Annotated in this window: 19 protein-coding genes; 14 read left to right on the top strand and 5 right to left on the bottom strand. The window is 68.8% G+C overall.

Features of this window, described 5'->3' with window-relative positions:
* Positions 1 to 70 precede the first annotated feature (70 nt).
* On the bottom strand, positions 71 to 580 hold the full coding sequence (locus tag BJ992_RS19345; protein WP_184982976.1) for an ATP-binding protein: 510 nt from the start codon (positions 578 to 580) through the stop codon (positions 71 to 73).
* A 167-nt stretch (positions 581 to 747) separates the two neighbouring features.
* On the opposite strand from BJ992_RS19345, the gene BJ992_RS19340 reads away from it, so the two are divergent.
* The gene (locus tag BJ992_RS19340) at positions 748 to 1572 is read left to right on the top strand and encodes a helix-turn-helix domain-containing protein (protein WP_184982974.1); all 825 of its coding nucleotides are present in this window, start codon (positions 748 to 750) and stop codon (positions 1570 to 1572) included.
* The gene (locus BJ992_RS19335) at positions 1562 to 1765 is read left to right on the top strand and encodes a DUF397 domain-containing protein (protein WP_184982973.1); all 204 of its coding nucleotides are present in this window, start codon (positions 1562 to 1564) and stop codon (positions 1763 to 1765) included. Before BJ992_RS19340 ends, BJ992_RS19335 begins: the two co-directional genes overlap by 11 nt.
* Positions 1766 to 1830: 65 nt before the next feature.
* On the opposite strand, the gene BJ992_RS19330 is transcribed toward BJ992_RS19335, so the two are convergent.
* On the bottom strand, positions 1831 to 2373 hold the full coding sequence (locus BJ992_RS19330) for a DUF4352 domain-containing protein (RefSeq protein WP_184982970.1): 543 nt from the start codon (positions 2371 to 2373) through the stop codon (positions 1831 to 1833).
* Positions 2374 to 2553: 180 nt separating this feature from the next.
* Between BJ992_RS19330 and BJ992_RS19325 the strand changes: the two genes are divergently transcribed.
* The 3 genes from BJ992_RS19325 to BJ992_RS19315 are packed head-to-tail and all read left to right on the top strand — an operon-like array spanning position 2554 to position 5060.
* Complete coding sequence (locus BJ992_RS19325) at positions 2554 to 3396, top strand: ABC transporter substrate-binding protein (RefSeq protein WP_184982968.1); 843 nt, start codon at positions 2554 to 2556, stop codon at positions 3394 to 3396.
* A gap of 4 nt (positions 3397 to 3400) precedes the next feature.
* A complete protein-coding gene (locus tag BJ992_RS19320) occupies positions 3401 to 4252 on the top strand; it encodes an amino acid ABC transporter permease (RefSeq protein WP_184982966.1) in 852 nt (283 codons plus the stop codon).
* A gap of 4 nt (positions 4253 to 4256) precedes the next feature.
* Positions 4257 to 5060, top strand: a complete 804-nt coding sequence (locus BJ992_RS19315; protein WP_184982964.1) for an amino acid ABC transporter ATP-binding protein — start codon at positions 4257 to 4259, stop codon at positions 5058 to 5060.
* Between the two features lie 161 nt (positions 5061 to 5221).
* Here BJ992_RS19315 and BJ992_RS19310 read toward each other — a convergent pair whose 3' ends face one another.
* Positions 5222 to 5641 carry a PaaI family thioesterase gene (locus BJ992_RS19310; RefSeq protein WP_184982962.1) on the bottom strand — a complete coding sequence of 140 codons (420 nt, stop codon included), beginning with the start codon at positions 5639 to 5641 and terminating at the stop codon, positions 5222 to 5224.
* 68 nt (positions 5642 to 5709) lie between these two features.
* Between BJ992_RS19310 and polA the strand changes: the two genes are divergently transcribed.
* The 8 genes from polA (at position 5710) to uvrB (ending at position 16577) form a co-directional block, all read left to right on the top strand.
* Entirely contained in the window at positions 5710 to 8412 is a 2703-nt protein-coding gene (gene polA / locus BJ992_RS19305; protein WP_184982960.1) for a DNA polymerase I, read from the top strand.
* Positions 8413 to 8559: 147 nt separating this feature from the next.
* Positions 8560 to 8931, top strand: a complete 372-nt coding sequence (locus BJ992_RS19300) for a VOC family protein (RefSeq protein WP_184982958.1) — start codon at positions 8560 to 8562, stop codon at positions 8929 to 8931.
* A gap of 161 nt (positions 8932 to 9092) precedes the next feature.
* On the top strand, positions 9093 to 10193 hold the full coding sequence (locus BJ992_RS19295) for a polysaccharide deacetylase family protein (protein WP_343072755.1): 1101 nt from the start codon (positions 9093 to 9095) through the stop codon (positions 10191 to 10193).
* A gap of 222 nt (positions 10194 to 10415) precedes the next feature.
* Complete coding sequence (gene rpsA, locus BJ992_RS19290) at positions 10416 to 11888, top strand: 30S ribosomal protein S1 (RefSeq protein ID WP_184982956.1); 1473 nt, start codon at positions 10416 to 10418, stop codon at positions 11886 to 11888.
* A gap of 92 nt (positions 11889 to 11980) precedes the next feature.
* Complete coding sequence (locus BJ992_RS19285) at positions 11981 to 12472, top strand: GNAT family N-acetyltransferase (protein WP_184982954.1); 492 nt, start codon at positions 11981 to 11983, stop codon at positions 12470 to 12472.
* The gene (gene coaE, locus BJ992_RS19280) at positions 12465 to 13067 is read left to right on the top strand and encodes a dephospho-CoA kinase (protein WP_184982953.1); all 603 of its coding nucleotides are present in this window, start codon (positions 12465 to 12467) and stop codon (positions 13065 to 13067) included. Before BJ992_RS19285 ends, coaE begins: the two co-directional genes overlap by 8 nt.
* 3 nt (positions 13068 to 13070) lie before the next feature.
* Positions 13071 to 14408, top strand: coding sequence for an SLC13 family permease (locus BJ992_RS19275; protein ID WP_246496718.1), 1338 nt, complete (start codon positions 13071 to 13073; stop codon positions 14406 to 14408).
* Positions 14409 to 14468: 60 nt separating this feature from the next.
* Positions 14469 to 16577: an excinuclease ABC subunit UvrB gene (gene uvrB, locus BJ992_RS19270; protein ID WP_343072754.1), complete on the top strand. Its 2109-nt coding sequence runs from the start codon at positions 14469 to 14471 to the stop codon at positions 16575 to 16577.
* Positions 16578 to 16696: 119 nt separating this feature from the next.
* On the opposite strand, the gene BJ992_RS19265 is transcribed toward uvrB, so the two are convergent.
* Together BJ992_RS19265 and BJ992_RS19260 are read right to left on the bottom strand one after the other, a co-directional pair.
* The gene (locus BJ992_RS19265; protein ID WP_184982951.1) at positions 16697 to 17287 is read right to left on the bottom strand and encodes a DUF4126 domain-containing protein; all 591 of its coding nucleotides are present in this window, start codon (positions 17285 to 17287) and stop codon (positions 16697 to 16699) included.
* Between the two features lie 286 nt (positions 17288 to 17573).
* Positions 17574 to 18287: an acyltransferase gene (locus BJ992_RS19260; RefSeq protein WP_184982948.1), complete on the bottom strand. Its 714-nt coding sequence runs from the start codon at positions 18285 to 18287 to the stop codon at positions 17574 to 17576.
* Positions 18288 to 18440: 153 nt separating this feature from the next.
* On the opposite strand from BJ992_RS19260, the gene pyrG reads away from it, so the two are divergent.
* Complete coding sequence (gene pyrG / locus BJ992_RS19255; RefSeq protein ID WP_184982946.1) at positions 18441 to 20111, top strand: CTP synthase; 1671 nt, start codon at positions 18441 to 18443, stop codon at positions 20109 to 20111.
* The last annotated feature ends 25 nt before the right edge of the window (positions 20112 to 20136 follow it).

The following is a 20136-nucleotide window of genomic DNA, read 5'->3' as shown; positions in this document are numbered from 1 at the left end:
GAGTGTGCGGCAAACTCGTGATCAGGTCGGCCGGTGCTTCCGGCATCTACCACCGCCTTGGGCTTGTCCGTCACGCCGTCGCCGCCGCACGCCTCACCACCTCCGTGTCAGTGGTTCCGGGTTCGTCGGTGGTGTCAGAGGCGGCGCTCCGGTCGGCTGGGTCATGGGCCGGAGGGGGTTGGGTCTTGCCGCGGTTGTACTTCACCTGGAACCACACTGTTCGTCCGGCGGGGTCGTCGTGGACGGCCCATTTGTGCGAGAGCGCTTTCACCAGCAGGAGGCCGCGGCCGCCCTCGGAGAGATCGTCCTGGTGGACCTCGGGGGTTGCCGGGCCGCCGGCGTCGGTGACGTCGACGTGGATGAGGTCGTGGCAGTCGGCGATGGCGAGGGTGATCTTTCCGCCGTTCTTCGAGTTCGAGTGGAGCACCGAATTGGTGACAAGCTCGGATACAAGAAGTGTCACGTCGTCCAGGGCCGGGTGGTTCTCGCCGAGCTTCAGTCGTACGAAGTCACGTGCCGTTGATGCTGATTCTGGCGTTCCGGCCAGATCTGTGACTCCCAGCAGGATTCCTGTGCGCATGGCTGCCTTTCATGCCTGGTAGGGGCCGGTTCTCGGGGGATTTCCCTCGCCAGGTTGGCGGCGCGAAGCTACGATGCGTAGCGGAATCGCTTCACAGTGTCACCGCAGCTTGTGCGGGTGAGTAAGTGAGGCACTGATATCCCCCGATATGGCGAGAAGGTGATGCCTTGTCCCCCGCGCGAGAAATCGATCCGCACGAGTCTCCGCGTGCGCTTTTCGCGTTCGAGTTGCGTCGGTACCGTCTAGCCGCAGGCCTCACGCAACAGCAGTTCGGTGACCGGATCGGTTACTCGGACTCGCAAGTGGCGATGGTCGAGACCATGAAGCGCACTCCGACGCGGAAGTTCGCGGAGCTGTGCGACCAGAAGTTGGGCTTGGACGGCGCGATGACGCGCCTGTACGTCAACACCACATGGGAGCGTGCGCCGGAGTACTTCCGGCCATGGCTGGAGGAGGAGGCCGAGGCGACGGCCCTTCACAACTGGGAACCGGCCGTCGTCCCGGGACTGCTTCAGACAGAGACATACGCTCGGGCCATGTTTTCCGCATCCCCAGGTATCACCAGTGAGGAAGTGGAGGAGCGGCTGGCCGGAAGAGTGCGACGGCAGTCCCTTCTCAATCAGGACAAGGCGCCGTTGATCGGCATCGTCCTGGATGAGTTCGTGATCCGTCGCCGCATAGGCGGCGCGGAAGTCATGCGGGAACAGCTACAGTCCATGCTCGACGTCGCCGAGCGGCCCAATGTCACCATCCAGATCGTTCCCTACGAAGCGGAGGCGTACTGCGGACTGGCAGGCGGCTTCATCATCGCTGAGCGGAATGGCTCGGCGTACGCCGCCTATGTGGACGCACAACCGATCGGACGAACAGTTGATGACCGCCAAGTCATCGGACAAATCACTTCCCGATATGACGCTATTCGAGCGGAGGCTCTACCGTTCAAGCAGTCGGTCAAGCTCATCAAGGAAGTGGTGAACCGCAATGACTGGTGACCTTCGCGGCGCTATGTGGCGTAAGAGCACCTTCAGTCAGGACACAGGCAACTGCGTGGAGGTTGCCGACAACGTTCCCGGCCTGATCGGAGTGCGTGACAGCAAGATCCCGTCGGGGCCGGTGCTGGTGTTCGGGTCGGCCGAGTGGTCGGTGTTCGTCGGTGGCGTCAAGGACGGCGCGCTGGACGGCTGACCTGGCGGCGTGCAGGTGATCTTCAGGCCCCCGCCGCACTGTGGTCCGCAGGCGGGGGCTCCGGGTCAGCGGAGTGGGACCTCGATGCCCTTGGAGGGGCCGATGGCGCCGAGAGGGGGGTCGCCGAAGAAGCGGATTGCGGTGATCTTGGCGTCTTCGGGGTGGTCGAACCAGAGGTCGAACTGCATCTTGACGAAGGAGCCGACGGGGAGTTCGTCGGGTTGGCGTTTGATGGCCTGGGCCTGGGTGTCGACGTGGAAGGTGCGGCCGTCGGCGGCGACGAGGAGTTGTTGTTTGGCGTCGAACTTCTGGTTGGTGCGGTCGGTGCTCTCGATCAGGATGCGCACACGGGTGTAGAGGCCCTTGGCGTTCCACTCGGCGTGGCTGCCGAAGATGCTCGGCATGCCGTCGCTGAAGCCGAGGACGCGGAAGCGCATCTGGCCGTCGACGACGGAGGCGGCCTTGACGACGGTCTCGTCGGGTCGTGCGGTCTCGGCGGGGACGAGGTAGGTGCGCGGAGCGGCGGCAGGGGTGGCGGCGGGCTCGGCGGAGCAGGAGGCGACGGCGAGTGTGACGAGGACGGCGCACAGGGCCCTGGGTGACCTCACGCCTGGCACGATAACGGGCCGGAGCCCCAGGTGGCGTCAGGTGTTGTGCGATCGTTTCTTTCCGGTAATACCCCCGGTGACCAGGTGCGGGACCATGGCCAGGGTTACGGTAACTTAACTTAATTCCGACATTCAGCCAAAGAGGAGGACGTTGTGGTCTTTGGGTCCAGACGTCGCCGTATGACTTCAATCGGGGCACTGGTCGTGAGCGCCTCGTGCCTTCTCTCCGCTTGCGGTGGCGGATCGGACGAGCCCACCACAGGTGCCAGCGCGTCCGCGGACGGCGGGTCGGCCGCCGCGGCCCCCGGCGTCAAGCTGATCACCCCGGGCAAGCTCACGACGTGCACCAACCTGCCGTACGAGCCGTTCCAGTTCAAGGAAGGCGACAAGGTCGTCGGGTTCGACGTCGACATGGTCGACCTCGCGGCCAAGAAGCTCGGTGTCCAGCAGGAGATCGTGGACATCGACTTCGCGGTGATCAAGAGCGGTGCCGCGCTCAACGCCGGCAAGTGCGACGTGGCCGCGGCCGGCATGACGATCACCGACGAGCGCAAGCAGAACATCGACTTCTCCGACCCGTACTTCGACGCGACGCAGGCCCTGCTCGCCAAGAAGGGCACCGGCGCCAAGTCGCTCGACGACGTGAAGGCCAAGGGCCTGAAGCTCGGCGCGCAGGCGTCCACCACGGGTCTGGACTACGTCAAGGGGAAGGGCTTCAACCCGACCGAGTTCGCCGACTCGCCGAAGGAACTGCTCGGGCTCCAGTCCGGCCAGGCCGACGTGATCGTGCAGGACCTGCCGGTCGTGCTCACGTGGCTGAAGAAGCCGGAGATCGCCGACAAGTTCGAGCTGATCGCCAGCCTCGACACCGGTGAGCAGTACGGCGTCGGCCTGAAGAAGGGCAACACCGAGCTCCTCAAGGTCGTCAACGAGGCGATCGCCGCGGCCAAGTCCGACGGCACCTACGAGCAGATCTACATGAAGTGGTTCGGTAAGAAGCCCGGCGAGCTCGGAACCACCTGATCCGATGACGGACCAGTCCATCACGGACGGGCCCGCGGGACCGGCCGGGGGGAAACCCGGCCGGTCCCGGCTCAGTCCCCGTAAGCGGCAGCGCATCAGTCGTGCCGTCCAGTACGTCGTGCTGGCCGCGGTGGTCGTCGCGCTCGCGTTCCTCGTCAACTGGGAGGGGCTCGCGCTGAACTTCGCCAAGATGGACGTGGCGGAGCAGGCGTTCCCCGACGTGTTCACCATCGCGCTGCGGAACACGATCATCTACACGGTCGGCGGTTTCGTGTTCGGGTCGATCTTCGGCCTGATCCTGGCGCTGATGCGCCTGTCGTCGGTGCGGCCGTACCGGTGGATCGCGACGGTCTACATCGAGATCTTCCGCGGTCTCCCCGCGCTGCTGATCTTCCTGCTGATCCTGTTCCTGCCGCTCGCGCTGCCGGGCTTCCAGGTCCCCGGCGGCACGTACGGCCAGGGCATCCTCGGCCTCACCATCGTCAGTGCGGCCTACATGGCCGAGACGCTGCGGGCCGGCCTGCAGGCCGTGCCGAAGGGCCAGACAGAGGCGGCGCGGTCGCTCGGCATGTCGCACACACGCGCCATGGTCTCGGTGGTCATCCCGCAGGCGGTGCGCATCGTGATCCCGCCGACCACCAACCAGTTCGTCTCGCTGCTCAAGGACTCCTCGCTGGTGCTGTTCCTCGGGGTGAGCGGCGAGTACGTCGAGCTGACCAAGTTCGGCAACGACCTGGCCTCCACGACGAGCAACGCCACCCCGATCATGGTGGTCGGGCTGACGTACCTGCTCGTCACCATCCCGCTCGGCTACCTCGCCGGCCGCCTGGAGCGGCGCCAGGGAAAGGGACGGTGAACCGATGACGGCGACGCACGCGGTCGAGATCCGCGACCTGCACAAGTCGTTCGGCGAGCTGGAGGTGCTCAAGGGGGTCGACTTCACCGTGGACGAGGGTCAGGTCGTCTGCGTGATCGGCCCCTCGGGCTCGGGCAAGTCGACGCTGCTGCGCTGCGTCAACCTGCTGGAGCAGCCCACCAGAGGCACCGTGATCGTCGGCGGGGTCGAGCTGACCGACCCCGACTGCGACCTCGACGCGGCACGCCGCGGGCTCGGCATGGTGTTCCAGTCCTTCAACCTGTTCCCGCACATGACGGTCCTGCAGAACGTCATGATCGCGCAACGGCGTGTGCTGGGCCGCGGCAAGGCCGAGGCCGAGCGCGTCGCGCGGGAGAACCTCGAGAAGGTCGGCGTCGCCGCCAAGTGCGACGACTACCCTTCCCAGCTGTCCGGCGGCCAGCAGCAGCGCGTCGCCATCGCGCGGGCCCTGGCGATGGACCCCGGCCTGATGCTGTTCGACGAGCCGACGTCCGCGCTGGACCCCGAACTGGTCGGCGACGTGCTGGCCGTCATGCGGGCCCTCGCCGACGACGGCATGACGATGCTGGTGGTCACCCACGAGATGAGCTTCGCGCGCGAGGTGGCCGACCGTGTGGTGTTCATGGACGGCGGCGTCATCGTCGAGGAGGGCCCGCCGGAGCAGGTGATCGGCAAGCCGCGGCACGCACGCACCCGATCGTTCCTCAGCAGGGTGCTCGACCCCGGCCACGTCGAGAGAGAAGGCCAGGCGGCGCCGAGCGACGAGGCGCACGGCGCGACCGGCTAGCCGCAAGGGAGCCCGTGGGTGACTTTGGGGCCATGTATGGCTTCCCCGGCCGCACACGTTGTCTACTCGACCACCCACGGGCCCTGGCGTCACAACGCTAGCGATCCTTGTGGCTCCTGTGCAAAGAGAGTCACGAAAGCCGGACCGAATTAATTCAAATATCACACACGGTCACGGATCATGCAGGTGAGCCGCGCGGTGCAGACCCGCCGTCCGTCCTCGTCGGTGATCTGGATGTCGTACGTGACGAGGCTCCGGCCGCCGTGCAGCAGCGTCGCCACCCCTGTGACGTGACCCGCGCCGGCCGTCCGGTGGTGGGTGGCGCTGATCTCGACGCCGAACGCGATCTTTCCGGGACCGGCGTGCGTCATGGCCCCCATGGAGCCGATCGTCTCGGCCAGCACGCAGGAGGCCCCGCCGTGCAGCAGGCCGATCGGCTGGGTGTTGCCTTCCACCGGCATCCGCGCCACCACCCGCTCCGCGGTGAGCTCGGTGATCACGATGCCCATCGTGTCGGCCAGCGCGCCGAGGGACCGGCCGGCCCGGATCTCGGTCTCGTCCAGGCCATCGGGATTGGTCATGGTCAAGGGGATGCCTCCGGTGCGCAACAGGGAGCCGTTCTGTCGTAGCAGGAGACTAGGCTGCACATGTGCCGAAGACGGATCCGACCCCCGCCCGACCCTGTCTGCTCCTGCTGGACGGGCACTCGCTCGCGTACCGCGCGTTCTACGCGCTCAAGGACGCCAATCTCACCACGACCGACGGCCAGCACACCGAGGCCGTGTACGGCTTCACGTCCATGCTGATCAATGTCCTGCGTGACGAGAAGCCGACCCACGTCGCGGTGTGCTTCGACCGGTCGGAGCCGACGTTCAGGCACGAGTCGTACGAGCTGTACAAGGCCAACCGCCAGGAGACCCCCGACGACTTCCGCGGCCAGGTCAGCCTGATCTTCGAGGTGCTCGACGCGCTGCGCGTCCCTCACCTGTCGCTCGCCGGGTACGAGGCCGACGACCTCATCGCGACGCTGGCCCACCAGGCGTCCGAGCAGGGCATGACCGTCCTCATCGTCACCGGCGACCGCGACGCGCTGCAGCTCGTCGACGACCGCGTCACGCTGCTGATGACGCGGCGCGGCATCAGCGACATGACGCGCTTCGACCCCGAGGCCGTCGTCGAGAAGTACACGCTCACCCCGAAGCAGTACCCCGACTTCGCCGCGCTGCGCGGCGACCCCAGCGACAACCTGCCGAGCATCCCCGGCGTGGGGGAGAAGACCGCCGCCAAGTGGGTCAGGGAGTTCGGCTCGCTCGACGCGCTGGTCGACCGGGTCGACGAGGTCAAGGGCAAGGTCGGCGACAAGCTGCGCGAGTACCTCGGCCAGGTGATGCACAACCGTCAGCTCACCGAGCTGCGCCGCGACGTGCCGCTCGACGTCGAGGTGAGCGGCCTCACCATGGGCCAGTGGGACCGCGACGAGATCCACAAGCTGTTCGACACGCTCCAGTTCCGCGTGCTGCGCGACCGGCTCTACCAGAGCATCGGCACCGCCGAGCCCGAGGCCGACGAGGGTTTCTCCGTCGAGGTCACCACCCTCGGGTCCGGCCAGGTAGCGCAGTGGTTCGCCGCGCTGCCGCGTGCGCGTGCCGGCCTCGCCGTCAAGGGGGCCTTCGGCAGCGGCACCGGCCGCGTCGACAGCCTCGCCGTCGCCGTCCCCGGTGACGCGGGAGGCCCGGCCCGCGCCGCCTACCTCGACCTCACCACCCTCACCCCCGAGGACGAGCGCGCGCTCGGCGCCTGGCTCGCCGACGAGAGCGTGCCGAAGGCCATGCACGACGCCAAGGGCCCGCTGCTCGGCCTGTGGGCCCACGGGCTCGACATGCGCGGCCTGACCTGTGACACGGCGCTCGCGGCGTATCTCGCGATGCCGGGCCAGCGGTCGTTCCCGCTGGACGATCTCGCGCTGCGCTACCTCCACCGCGAGCTGCGCGCCGAGAGCGACGACGGCGGCCAGGCGGCGCTGTTCGACGACCCCGCCGACAACCAGGCCGAGGAGCTCGCCGTACGGGCCGACGCCGTGCGTGAGCTCGCCGACGCGCTGGAGGCCCATCTGGAGCCCCGCGGCGGCACCAAGCTGCTGCGCGAGGTCGAGCTGCCGCTGGTGCGGGTGATCGCCGAGCTGGAGCGCGCCGGCATCGCCGCCGACCGCGACTACTTCATGGGGCTGGAGGCCGAGTTCGGCGCGGCCGTGAAGCAGGCCGTCGAGGAGGCCCACCGGGTGGTGGGGGAGCAGTTCAACCTCGGGTCCCCCAAGCAGCTCCAGGAGATCCTGTTCGTCAAGCTCGGCCTGCCGAAGACCAAGCGCATCAAGACCGGCTACACCACCGACGCCGACGCGCTGGCCCAGCTCGCCACCCAGACCGACAACGAGCTGCCGACCATCCTGCTGCGCCACCGCGACCAGACCCGTCTCAAGGTCACCGTCGAGGGCCTGATCAAGGAGATCGGCGACGACCGGCGCATCCACACCACGTTCAACCAGATCGTCGCGGCCACCGGCCGGTTGTCGTCGGAGAAGCCCAACCTGCAGAACATCCCGATCCGCACCGCCGAGGGCCGCCGCATCCGGCAGGGCTTCGTGGTCGGCGAGGGGTACGAGTGTTTGCTGACCGCCGACTACAGCCAGATCGAGCTGCGCATCATGGCCCACCTGTCGCGTGACGCCTCGCTGATCGCGGCCTTCGAGTCCGGTCACGACTTCCACCAGGCCACCGCGGCCCGTGTGTTCGACCTGCCGCCTGAGCAGGTCGGCGGCGAGCTGCGGGCCCGCATCAAGGCCATGAACTACGGCCTGGCCTACGGTCTGTCCGACTTCGGCCTGTCGGGCCAGCTCAACATCCCCGTGGCCGAGGCGCGCGCGCTCAAGGAGGAGTACTTCGAGGAGTTCGGCGGGGTGCGCGACTACCTGGCGGCCATCGTCGCGCAGGCCCGTCACGACGGCTACACCGAGACCATCCTCGGCCGCCGCCGCTATCTCCCCGACCTCACCAGCGACAACCGCCAGCGCCGCGAGATGGCCGAGCGCATGGCGCTCAACGCTCCCATCCAGGGCTCGGCGGCCGACATCATCAAGGTCGCCATGCTCCAGGTCGGCACGGCCATGAAGGACGCCGGGCTCCGTTCCCGCATGCTCCTGCAGGTGCACGACGAGCTGGTCTTCGAGGTGGCCTCCGGCGAGCTCGACGCGTTGCGCGACCTGGTGACCGGTCAGATGTGCGCCGCCTACCCCCTGAGCGTCCCGCTGTCGGTCTCCACCGGCACCGGCGGCACCTGGGAGACAGCCGGCCACTGACCGGGCCGCACATGGCCACTGACGGCCGCGCCGTTGACTGTCCCGGTGCCGGTCTCCACCGGCACCGGCGGCACTTGGGGGATCGCCGGCCACTGAGGACCGTGCCGTTCAGGTGTGAAGCGGGACAGAGGTGGTACATGGGACGGCATGGCTTGCCGTATCAGCGAACTGGTGATCGACTGCCGTGATCCCGAGCGCCTGGCGGCGTTCTGGTGCGAGGTGCTCGGCTTCTCGGTGCTCGACCGCGAGGACGGGAGCGTCGAGATCGGCCCCGAGGAGGGGTTCGGTGGCCCTGAGCCGACCCTCATCTTCAGCCCGGGTGAGCCCGCGCCGGGGAAGCTGCGGTTGCACATCGACGTGAGCCCGACCGACCGCGACCAGGCCGAGGAACTCGATCGCCTGCTGCGCGCCGGCGCGCGTCCGGCCGACGTCGGCCAGACCGGCGAGGAGTCCTGGCATGTGCTGGCCGACCCCGAAGGCAACGAGTTCTGCCTGCTGAGGCGCCGTATCGCCCCATGAGTGGGCCCGCGCCGGGTCCATGGGGAATCATGCGTGCCCTGAGGTAATGGGTTCGCGAGCAAATTTCGGCACATGATGGACGTGTACGCTGGCGCAGCGCGAGGCGCCTGCGACCGCCTCTGGGAGAAGATCGAGCCGGGGAGAGATTCAGGGAGCGGCCTGTGCGGAGCGCACCCGGGCTTACGCATGTCGTCGGGCTCGTCAACATCGCCGTGATGGTGGTCGCCGTCGTGGCGCTGCTGGTGCTGCCGTTCGGGGAGCCGGAAGGACAGCGGCCGCCGGAGCGGCGGAGCGGGATCGCGGGCCAGGCGACGCCGAAGGGGGACGCGCCGGCGCCGAGCGCGCCGCCGGCGGTGGTGTCCACGCCGGAGTGGGCACGCCAGGTGGGGGCCAACGAGCTGGGACTCGTGCCGGTGATCATGTACCACCGGATCCTCCACGAGCGGATCGCCGGCATCGACCGCACGCCTCAGCAGTTGCGCGAGGAGCTGGAACGGCTCGCGCGGAGCGGGTACGTGCCGATCACCGCGGCGGAGTTCGCGGCAGGGAGGATCGACCTCCCGGCGGGGACGCATCCGGTGGTGCTGACCTTCGACGACGGCAACCCGAGCCACTTCGCGCTCGGCGCCGACGGGCTGCCGCTGCCGGACACCGCGGTGGGGATCATCCTGGAGGTGGCGCGGCGGTACCCGGAGTTCCGGCCAGTGGCGACGTTCTGGGTCAATAAGGACCCGTTCGGGTTGCGGGACCATGCGCAGCAGAAGGCCGCGGTGGCGTGGCTGACGAGCCGGGGCTTCGAGGTGGCCAACCACACCTACGGTCACCCTGACCTGCGCCGCCTGTCGAAGAAGAAGGTGAGCGAGGCCATCGTGCGCCAGGAGCGCCTGCTCAGGCGCGTGGGGGCCCCGCCGTCGACGACGTTCGCCCTGCCGTACGGCAGCGTGCCGAGGAAGCGCTCGGTGGCCCACGACGGCAAGTGGGACGGCACCCGTTACCACTTCGATGCCGTCTTCCTCGCCGGCGCCGAGCCGTCGGTTTCGCCCTACGCGAAGAGCTTCGAGCGTCACTCCATCCCGCGGATCCAATCCAATGGGAAAAAAGGTGAATGTCGTAAATGGTGCTCCCGGTACTGGCTACAGTGGCTTGACGAGCACCCGGATGAGCGCTACACCTCTGACGGAGACCCGGCCCACATATCCATGCCACAACGATTTCGCGGTAAGATCCAGGCAAAGCTGCGCCGGTCGGCCGTGCTCTACTGAGGGCTTGCGACGGTTGCGCTGGTGGGTGCCGGATTGACCGGGCCCCACGTGCTTGCATATGCTGATCGCTGCGCTGTGGGCCTGCGTGCGCCTCGGACGGAGCGGGCTCGCGCTCGGTCATGTCGACCATGGGTCACGCTGACCATCCTCGGCTTGAGCGACAGACGGCCTGCCGCGCGCCCGCCACATCGACTTCTGTCCGCGTTCGGAGCAATTCCACACATGACGAGCAGCACTGAGGCCACCTCGAACACCCCGCAGGTAGCGGTCAACGACATCGGTTCCGAGGAGGCCTTCCTCGCCGCGATCGACGAGACCATCAAGTACTTCAACGACGGCGACATCGTCGAAGGCACCGTCGTCAAGGTCGATCGAGACGAGGTCTTGCTCGACATCGGCTACAAGACCGAGGGCGTCATCCCCTCGCGCGAGCTCTCGATCAAGCACGATGTCGACCCGGCCGAGGTCGTCGAGGTCGGGGAGCACGTCGAGGCCCTGGTTCTCCAGAAGGAGGACAAGGAAGGCCGCCTCATCCTGTCCAAGAAGCGCGCGCAGTACGAGCGCGCCTGGGGCACGATCGAGAAGATCAAGGACGAGGACGGCATCGTCACCGGCACGGTCATCGAGGTCGTCAAGGGCGGCCTGATCCTCGACATCGGCCTGCGCGGCTTCCTGCCCGCGTCGCTCGTCGAGATGCGCCGCGTGCGCGACCTCCAGCCGTATGTCGGCCGCGAGCTCGAGGCCAAGATCATAGAGCTGGACAAGAACCGCAACAACGTGGTCCTGTCCCGCCGTGCCTGGCTCGAGCAGACCCAGTCCGAGGTGCGCCAGACGTTCCTCAACACCCTGCAGAAGGGTCAGGTCCGCAAGGGCGTCGTCTCCTCGATCGTCAACTTCGGTGCGTTCGTGGACCTCGGCGGCGTCGACGGCCTGGTGCACGTGTCCGAGCTGTCCTGGAAGCACATCGACCACCCCTCCGAGGTCGTCGAGGTCGGCCAGGAGGTCACCGTCGAGGTGCTCGACGTGGACATGGAGCGCGAGCGGGTCTCCCTGTCGCTCAAGGCGACGCAGGAGGACCCCTGGCAGCAGTTCGCCCGCACCCACCAGATCGGCCAGGTCGTCCCCGGACGCGTCACCAAGCTGGTGCCGTTCGGTGCGTTCGTCCGGGTCGAGGAGGGCATCGAGGGCCTGGTGCACATCTCCGAGCTGGCCGAGCGCCACGTCGAGATCCCCGAGCAGGTCGTCCAGGTCGGCGAAGAGATCTTCGTCAAGATCATCGACATCGACCTCGACCGCCGGCGCATCTCGCTGTCGCTGAAGCAGGCCAACGAGGGTGCCATCGGCGCCGACGTCGAGTTCGACCCCACGCTGTACGGCATGGCGGCCAACTACGACGAGCAGGGCAACTACATCTACCCCGACGGCTTCGACTCCGAGACCGGGGAGTGGCTCGAGGGCTACGAGAAGCAGCGCGAGGAGTGGGAGCGGCAGTACGCCGAGGCTCAGACCCGCTTCGAGGCCCACAAGACGCAGGTCGAGAAGGCCCGCGCCGAGGAGGCCCAGGCCGCGGCTCCGTCGTCCTACTCGGGTGAGACCCCGCCGTCGTCCACCGGCACCGCCACCACCGGTGGCGCGCTGGCGTCGGACGAGGCGCTCGCCGCACTCCGGGAGAAGCTGGCCGGCGGCCAGAGCTGACCCCGCTCACGTAAGACACCGGCGAGGACCCCGCGCGAGCGGGGTCCTCGTCCCTTTACACCGCTGTGCTCCCGGTGCCCTACAGTTGGCGCGTGACGCGGATCGAGCGGGCCGTCCCGCAGGACGCCGGAGAGGTGCTGACCGTCCAGCGGGCCGCCTACGTCGCCGAGGCGCAGCTGTACGGCGATCCCTTCATCCCGCCGCTGGTGGAGTCACTGGAGCAGGTACGGGAGGCCGTGGCGACCGCCGTGGTGCTGAAGGCTCTCGACGGCGGCCGGATCGTCGGCACGGTGCGCGGCCGGCTCAGCGGCACCACCGGCCTCATCGGACGGCTCGCCGTCGTCCCCGACCGGCAGGGCCAGGGTCTCGGCACCGCGTTGCTCCAGGCGGCCGAGGCGGAGCTGTCCCCGCCGGCCGACGCGTTCGACCTGTTCACCGGCCACCTGTCCGAAGGAAACCTGCGGCTGTACCGCCGCGCGGGGTACCACGAGACCCGTCGCGAGCGCCTGCATCCCCATCTCACGCTCATCCACCTGCGTAAGCCGCTCACGACGGTGACGGACTACGCTTCGGTCCATGCTTAAGGTGGGGCTCACAGGCGGCATCGGATCCGGCAAGAGCGAGGTCGCCAAGCGGCTCGGCGCGCTCGGCGCGGTGGTCATCGACGCCGACAAGATCGCTCGTGAGGTGGTCGAGCCCGGCACCAGCGGCCTCGCGCTGATCGTCGAGGAGTTCGGCCCCGAGATCCTGCGTGCCGACGGCGCACTGGACCGCGAGAGGCTCGGCCGCATCGTGTTCGCCGACCCCGAGCGCCTGGCCCGGCTCAACGCCATCGTCCACCCGAGAGTCGGCGACCGCGTCGCCGAGCTTCAGGCCGAGGCCCCCGAGGACGCCGTGGTGGTGTACGACGTGCCGCTGCTGGCCGAGAACGGCCTCGCCTCCATGTACGACGTGGTGATCGTCGTGGACGCGCCTGACGACGTCCGTGTCTCCCGCGTCGTCCACCACCGCGGCATGAGCGAGGACGACGCGCTGGCCCGCATCAAGGCCCAGGCCACCCGCGATGACCGCCTCAAGGTCGCCGACATCGTCGTCCCCAACGACGGCCCCCTGGCCGACCTGGACGCACGCACCCGCGAGGTCTGGCAGGAACTCCTGACCCGCACAGACAGCCGCTAGCCGATGCGCCGGCGCCACTCCGAGTCCCGCTTCCGCGCACGACGACGCACGCGCACCGAAGCGCGGATCGCCGACGCTCCGTCCTCCGGCGGCCCTCCGGACACCGGCCCCACCTCGTCCTCCGGTCTCACCCCACACACCGGCGGCACCCAGGGGACCACTCCGGACGCGCGAAGGCCGACGGTTCTCGACATGGCGCGGCTCGCCGTGCTGGTCGCCGGGCTGCTCTGCGTGGTGACCGGGGTGCTGCCGTGGCGGGAGGCGGTGGCGGACGTCGGCCGGGTCGGGCCGTTGCTGGTGTTCCTCGTCGCGGTGATCGTCTTCGCGGAGCTGGTCAAGGAGGCGGACGTCTTCGACGTGCTCGCGGCCAGGATCGCCATCGTCGCGCGCGGCCGGTACTGGGCCCTGTTCGCGCTGTGTGTGGCGTTCGCCGCGGTCATCACGATGCTGCTGAACCTCGACACCACCGCGGTGCTGCTGACCCCCGTACTGCTGGTGCTGGCGGCCCGCACCGGCATCCCCGCGCTGCCGCTCGCGATGACCACCATCTGGCTGGCCAACACCGCGAGCCTGCTGCTGCCGGTGTCCAACCTCACCAACCTGCTGGCCGAGGCCAGACTGGGCCTTTCCACGCACGGATTCGCCGCGCGCATGTGGGCACCCCAGGTGGCGGCACTGGCGGTCACCGCGCTGCTGCTGTGGATCTTCTTCTGGCGGCGCGGCGCGCGTGGCGCGCAGGACCGCTACCGGCCTCCCTCACCGGTCTCGGTACGCGACCGGGTGCTGTTCCGCACCGGGACCGTGGTGTGCGTGCTGTTCGCGGTGGCCGTGCTCGCGGGGGCCCCGATCGCCGAGGTGGCCGTCGCGTCGGCGGTGGTGCTGGTCGCGGCGTTCGCCTGGCGCGACAGGTCGAGGCTCACCTTCTCCCTGGTGCCGTGGCAACTGGCGGCCTTCGTCATCGGCCTGTTCCTGGTGGTGCCCGCGCTCAGCCGGTACGGCCTGGACGAGGTGACCCGCGCGCTCGCCGGCGACGGCGGCTACCGCACGGCCGCCGCCGGCGCGGGCCTGGCCAACGTCGTGAACAACCTCCCCGCCTACTACGCCGGCGAACGCGTCGTGCCTCCCGGCGGCCGTGACGCTCTGCTGACGCTGCTGATCGGCGTCAACGTGGGCTCGGTGATCACCCCGTGGGCCTCGGTCGCCACCCTGCTGTGGTTCGAGACGTGCCGCCGCCACGGCGTACGCGTCCCCCCGTCGAAGTTCGTGATCACCGGCGCCTGCCTGGCCGTGACCGCCGTCACCGCCGCCGTCGCGGCCCTGATCCTCACCGCCGGCCCCTGACCGTCGACGTCCCTCCGGGCCGCGCGGAATTGTCGGTGGGGGAGCGTAGGTTATGGAGACGTGAGGCCGGTAACCGATTTGCAGCGCAGGGTGGCACCCTTCGAGGTCGTCACCGAGATGACCCCTTCAGGCGACCAGCCGGCGGCCATCGCCGAGCTGGAGCGCCGCGTCAAGGCGGGTGAGAAGGACAACGTCCTGCTGGGTGCCACAGGCACCGGCAAGACCGCCACCGTGGCGTGGCTCATCGAGCGCCTGCAAAGGCCCGCGCTGGTGATGCAGCCCAACAAGACCCTGGCCGCGCAGTTCGCCAACGAGTTGCGCGAGATGCTGCCGAACAACGCGGTCGAGTACTTCGTGTCGTACTACGACTACTACCAGCCCGAGGCGTACGTCCCGCAGACCGACACCTACATCGAGAAGGACTCCTCGATCAACGACGAGGTCGACCGTCTGCGCCACTCGGCGACCAACTCGCTGCTGACCCGGCGTGACACCGTCGTCGTCGCGTCCGTGTCGTGCATCTACGGCCTCGGCACCCCGCAGGAGTACGTCGACCGCATGCTGCGGCTCAAGGTCGGCCAGGAGTACGACCGCGACGGCCTGCTGCGCCGCCTGGTCGACATGCAGTACACCCGCAACGACCTGGCGTTCACCCGCGGCACGTTCCGGGTGCGCGGCGACACCATCGAGGTCATCCCGCAGTACGAAGAGCTCGCCGTGCGCATCGAGATGTTCGGCGACGAGATCGAGAAGCTCGCGACCCTCCACCCGCTCACCGGCGAGGTGATCACCGAGGACGACGAGATCTACATCTTCCCCGCCTCCCACTACGTCGCGGGTCCCGAGCGCATGGAGCGGGCCATCGGCGCCATCGAGGCCGAGCTCGCCGAGTCGCTCGCCACCATGGAGAAGCAAGGCAAGCTGCTGGAGGCCCAGCGGCTGCGCATGCGCACCACCTACGACATCGAGATGATGCGCCAGGTCGGCTCCTGTTCCGGCATCGAGAACTATTCGCGGCACATCGACGGCCGCGGGCCCGGCACCGCTCCCCACACCCTGCTCGACTACTTCCCCGAGGACTTCCTGCTGGTCCTGGACGAGTCCCACCAGACCGTCCCCCAGATCGGCGCCATGTACGAAGGCGACGCCTCCCGCAAGCGCGTCCTGGTCGACCACGGTTTCCGCCTGCCGTCCGCCATGGACAACCGTCCCCTCAAGTGGGAGGAGTTCCTGGAGCGCATCGGCCAGACCGTCTACCTGTCCGCCACCCCCGGCTCCTACGAGCTCGGCCGCACCGGCGGCGACGTCGTGGAGCAGGTCATCCGGCCCACCGGCCTGGTCGACCCCGAGGTCGTCGTCAAGCCGACCAAGGGCCAGATCGACGACCTGGTGCACGAGATCCGCGAGCGCGCCGAGCGCGACGAGCGCGTCCTCGTCACCACCCTCACCAAGAAGATGGCGGAGGACCTGACCGACTACCTCCTCGAGCTCGGCATCCGCGTCCGCTACCTGCACAGCGAGGTCGACACCCTGCGCCGCATCGAGCTCCTCCGCGAGCTGCGCATGGGTGAGTACGACGTCCTGGTCGGCATCAACCTCCTGCGTGAAGGCCTCGACCTCCCCGAGGTCTCCCTGGTCGCCATCCTCGACGCCGACAAGGAAGGCTTCCTGCGCAGCGAGACCTCCTTGATCCAGACCATCGGCCGCGCCGCGCGCAACGTCTCCGGCCAGGTCCACATGTACGCCGACCGCGTCACCCCCTCGATGGAGCGCGCGATCGACGAGACCAACCGCCGCCGCGCCAAGCAGACGGCGTACAACGAGGCCAACGGCATCGACCCCCAGCCCCTCCGCAAGAAGATCGCCGACATCCTCGACACCCTCGCCAGAGAGGACGCCGACACCGACCGCCTCCTCGGCGCCGGCCGCCAGCAGAGCCGAGGCAAGGCCCCCGTCCCCGGCTACGCCACCCGCCAGACCGGCCAGCACGCCAAGGCCATCGCCGGCGAGATGCCGAGAGCCCAACTGGAGTCCTTGATCCAGTCCCTGACCGACCAGATGCACCAGGCCGCCACCGACCTCCAGTTCGAGGTGGCAGCCCGCCTCCGCGACGAGATCAAGGACCTCAAACGCGAACTCCGCGACATGCGCGAGGCCGGCGTCCACTAGCACGGACGAGGGAGTCGTTCAGGCGAAGAGCCTGCGATCGCATGTCCGGTCGCAGGCCGGTCGTGGTTCGGCCGGAGGCGGCCGGTCGTGGTTCGGCCGCGGAGGTGAGCCGCCGGCCGTCAGGAGGTGGCCAGGCGTTTCGCGCGGTGGGCTCGACGGCGGCGGATCAGCCACCAGAGGGGGAGGGCCAGGAGGACCAGTGCGGCGATCACCAGCACCGGGAAGAAGACGGCCAGGAGGCTGAGGCCGAGGGAGCCGGCGTCTTCGGCGGTGCTGACCACGGGGGCGCCTACGCCGGCGGTGGTGGCGTTGACGACGGGGCGGGCCGTGGACTTCAGCAGGTGGATGACCAGGGCCACGCCTATGCCGAGGGTCCAGCCGGCCCAGGGGTGCTGGGTCATCCAGGTGGAGTGGTCGAGCTGTGAGGCGGCCTGGGTGGCGGTGAAGACGACGCCGCCGGCGGCGGGGCGGACGGCGGTCTGGATCATGTCGTTGACGTGGTCGACGATGGGGACCTTGTCCAGGACGAACTCGGCCGTCAGCAGGACGGCGATGATGGCGAGGACCCAGCCGTTCGAGAGCCAGGCGTAGTCGCCGGGGAGTTTCACGGCGTCGGTGAGGTTGGCGGCCAGGCCCACCACCAGAAGCGGGATGTAGGCGTTCAGGCCCGCCGCGGTGGACAGGCCGAGGCCGGTCAGCGCCGCCAGCATCGGATGCTCTCAACTCCTTCGTGTGCGTCTCGGGGGAAGAACGAAGGAAAGGGCTGACGGCGTTCCCGCGATGGGGGCCAAGGGGTGGAGGCGGCGTTGTGGGGTCGTTCTGGGGTGGGACGGTTTCGGGGCTCACGCTGGGGGTGGACGGGGGTGGGGAGGCGGCAGAAATTTCTGGGTACGGGAGGGGGATGAGCGCTCATTCAAGGCGTGGCCGGATCACGGTCCAAGCGGAGTCCATGGGGTCGGACAGGTGTGTGTCGTTCGAGGTGAGGGTCAGTGGGGGTCAGGGAGTGGGGGTCAGGGGGCCGGGGTTCAGGGTGGGGGGTGTGGGGACGTCGAGGTGGCCGGTCAGGGGGGTGTCGAGGGTCGGGGGGTGCCAGCCGGAGCCGGGGGAGTAGCGGCGGACGACTCGGGCGGGGACGCCGGCGATGACGCAGTGGTCGGGGAATTCGCCGCGGACGACGGCGCCGCCTGCCACGACGGACTGGCGGCCGATGCGGGTGCCGGGGAGGATGATGGCCCCGGTGCCGATCCAGGAGCCGGCGCCGATGGCGACGGGGTTGTTGCGGGGCCACTGGCGGCCGATGGGGGTGTCGGGGTCGTCGTAGACGTGGTTCTGGTCGGTGATGTAGACGTACGGGCCGGTGAAGACGTCGTCACCTATGTCGATGGAGTGGTGACCCACGATGTGGCTGCCGCGGCCGATGGAGCAGCGCGCGCCGATGCGCACCAGGGAGTCGGGGCCGAGGTCCACCCCGGGGCCCATGCCGGCCGAGATGGACACCCGTTCGCCGACCAGGGTGTGTTCCCCGATCTCGATCCACGCCTCGCCGAAGATCGCGCCTTGGGGGAACGACAGGCAGGCGCCATCGCCGAGCCGCCGGAACCGGTAGCGCGCGGGGGAGCGAGGGGTGATCGCACCGGCCGTCCGGGCAAAGGACCACGCACGGTGCACCAGACTGCCAGTGAACCGGCGTATTACCTCACGGGGTGACATATTCGGAAAAGTTACCCGTTGGTTAGCATGCTGGGAACGGAGGCCCGGGAAGTGTTCGGGCACTTCGCAGGCCGCCTTTGATAGCCTGAGAGCCCGTGGACACGCGGCCGCTCGCCGGACGGCCGCGACACGACGGACCACGGGAGACCCTCCTTGCGCAGCGCCGCACCAACAAAGCATCTGTTCGTCACCGGAGGCGTCGCCTCCAGTCTCGGCAAGGGGCTCACCGCCTCAAGCCTGGGGCGCCTGCTGAAGCTTCGCGGCCTGCGGGTCACCATGCAGAAGCTGGACCCCTACCTCAACGTCGACCCCGGGACGATGAACCCCTTCCAGCACGGTGAGGTGTTCGTCACAGACGACGGCGCCGAGACCGACCTCGACGTTGGCCACTACGAGCGCTTCCTCGACACCGAGCTGCACGGGTCGGCCAATGTCACGACCGGCCAGGTGTACTCCAACGTGATCGCCAAGGAGCGCCGCGGCGAGTACCTCGGCGACACCGTGCAGGTCATCCCCCACATCACCAACGAGATCAAGGACCGCATCCGCGGCATGGCCGCCCACGACGTGGACGTGGTGATCACCGAGGTCGGCGGCACCGTCGGCGACATCGAGTCGCTGCCGTTCCTCGAGGCCGTGCGCCAGGTGCGCCACGAGGTGGGCCGCGACAACGTGTTCTTCCTGCACGTCTCGCTGCTGCCGTACATCGGCCCGAGCGGCGAGCTGAAGACCAAGCCCACCCAGCACTCGGTGGCGGCGCTGCGCAGCATCGGCATCCAGCCGGACGCGATCGTCTGCCGCTCCGACCGTCCCATCACCACCTCGCTCAAACGCAAGATCAGCCTGATGTGCGACGTTGACGAGGACGCCGTGGTGTCCGCCATGGACGCGCCGAGCATCTACGACATCCCGAAGGTCCTGCACGCCGAGGGCCTCGACGCGTACGTCATCCGCCGCCTCGGCCTGCCGTTCCGCGACGTCGACTGGCACGAGTGGGACCAGCTCCTGCGCCGGGTGCACCGGCCCGCGACCGAGGTCACCATCGCGCTGGTCGGCAAGTACATCGACCTGCCGGACGCCTACCTGTCGGTCACCGAGGCCCTGCGTGCCGGCGGCTTCGCGCGCGACGCGCGGGTCAACATCCGCTGGGTCAAGAGCGACGACTGCGAGACCTCCGAAGGCGCGGCCCGCGAGCTCGACGGCGTGGACGGCGTGCTGATCCCCGGCGGTTTCGGTGTGCGCGGCATCGAGGGCAAGGTCGGCGCCATCCGCCACGCGCGCGAGCACCGCATCCCGCTGCTCGGCATCTGCCTCGGCATGCAGTGCATGGTCATCGAGGCGGCACGCAACCTCGCCGGCATCGCCGACGCCAACAGCACCGAGTTCGTCCCCGACACCACAGAACCGGTCATCTCCACGATGGCCGACCAGGAGGACGTGGTGGCGGGGGAACGCGACATGGGGGGCACCATGCGCCTCGGCCTGTACCCGGCCAAGCTCGGCGAGGGCACCATCGTGCGCCGCCTGTACGGCTCCTCCCACGCCGACGAGCGGCACCGCCACCGTTACGAGGTCGGCAACGCCTACCGCGAGCGCCTGGAGCGTGTCGGCGTGGTGTTCTCCGGCCTGTCCCCGGACGGCCGCCTCGTCGAGTACGCCGAGCTGGACCCCGACCTCCACCCGTTCTTCGTCGGCACCCAGGCCCACCCCGAGTTCCGGTCACGGCCCACCCGGCCCCATCCCCTGTTCAACGGCCTGATCGAGGCGGCGCTGACCTACGCCGACGTCCGGGAGACCGAGGCCAAGGCGGGGCGGACCGCGTGAGCCACGACGTGAGCCATGACACCGG

The organism is Sphaerisporangium rubeum (assembly GCF_014207705.1).
GTDB lineage: Bacteria > Actinomycetota > Actinomycetes > Streptosporangiales > Streptosporangiaceae > Sphaerisporangium > Sphaerisporangium rubeum.
The sequence above is the reverse complement of the archived record's forward strand: the minus strand, read 5'-3'. Positions and strand labels throughout refer to the sequence as shown.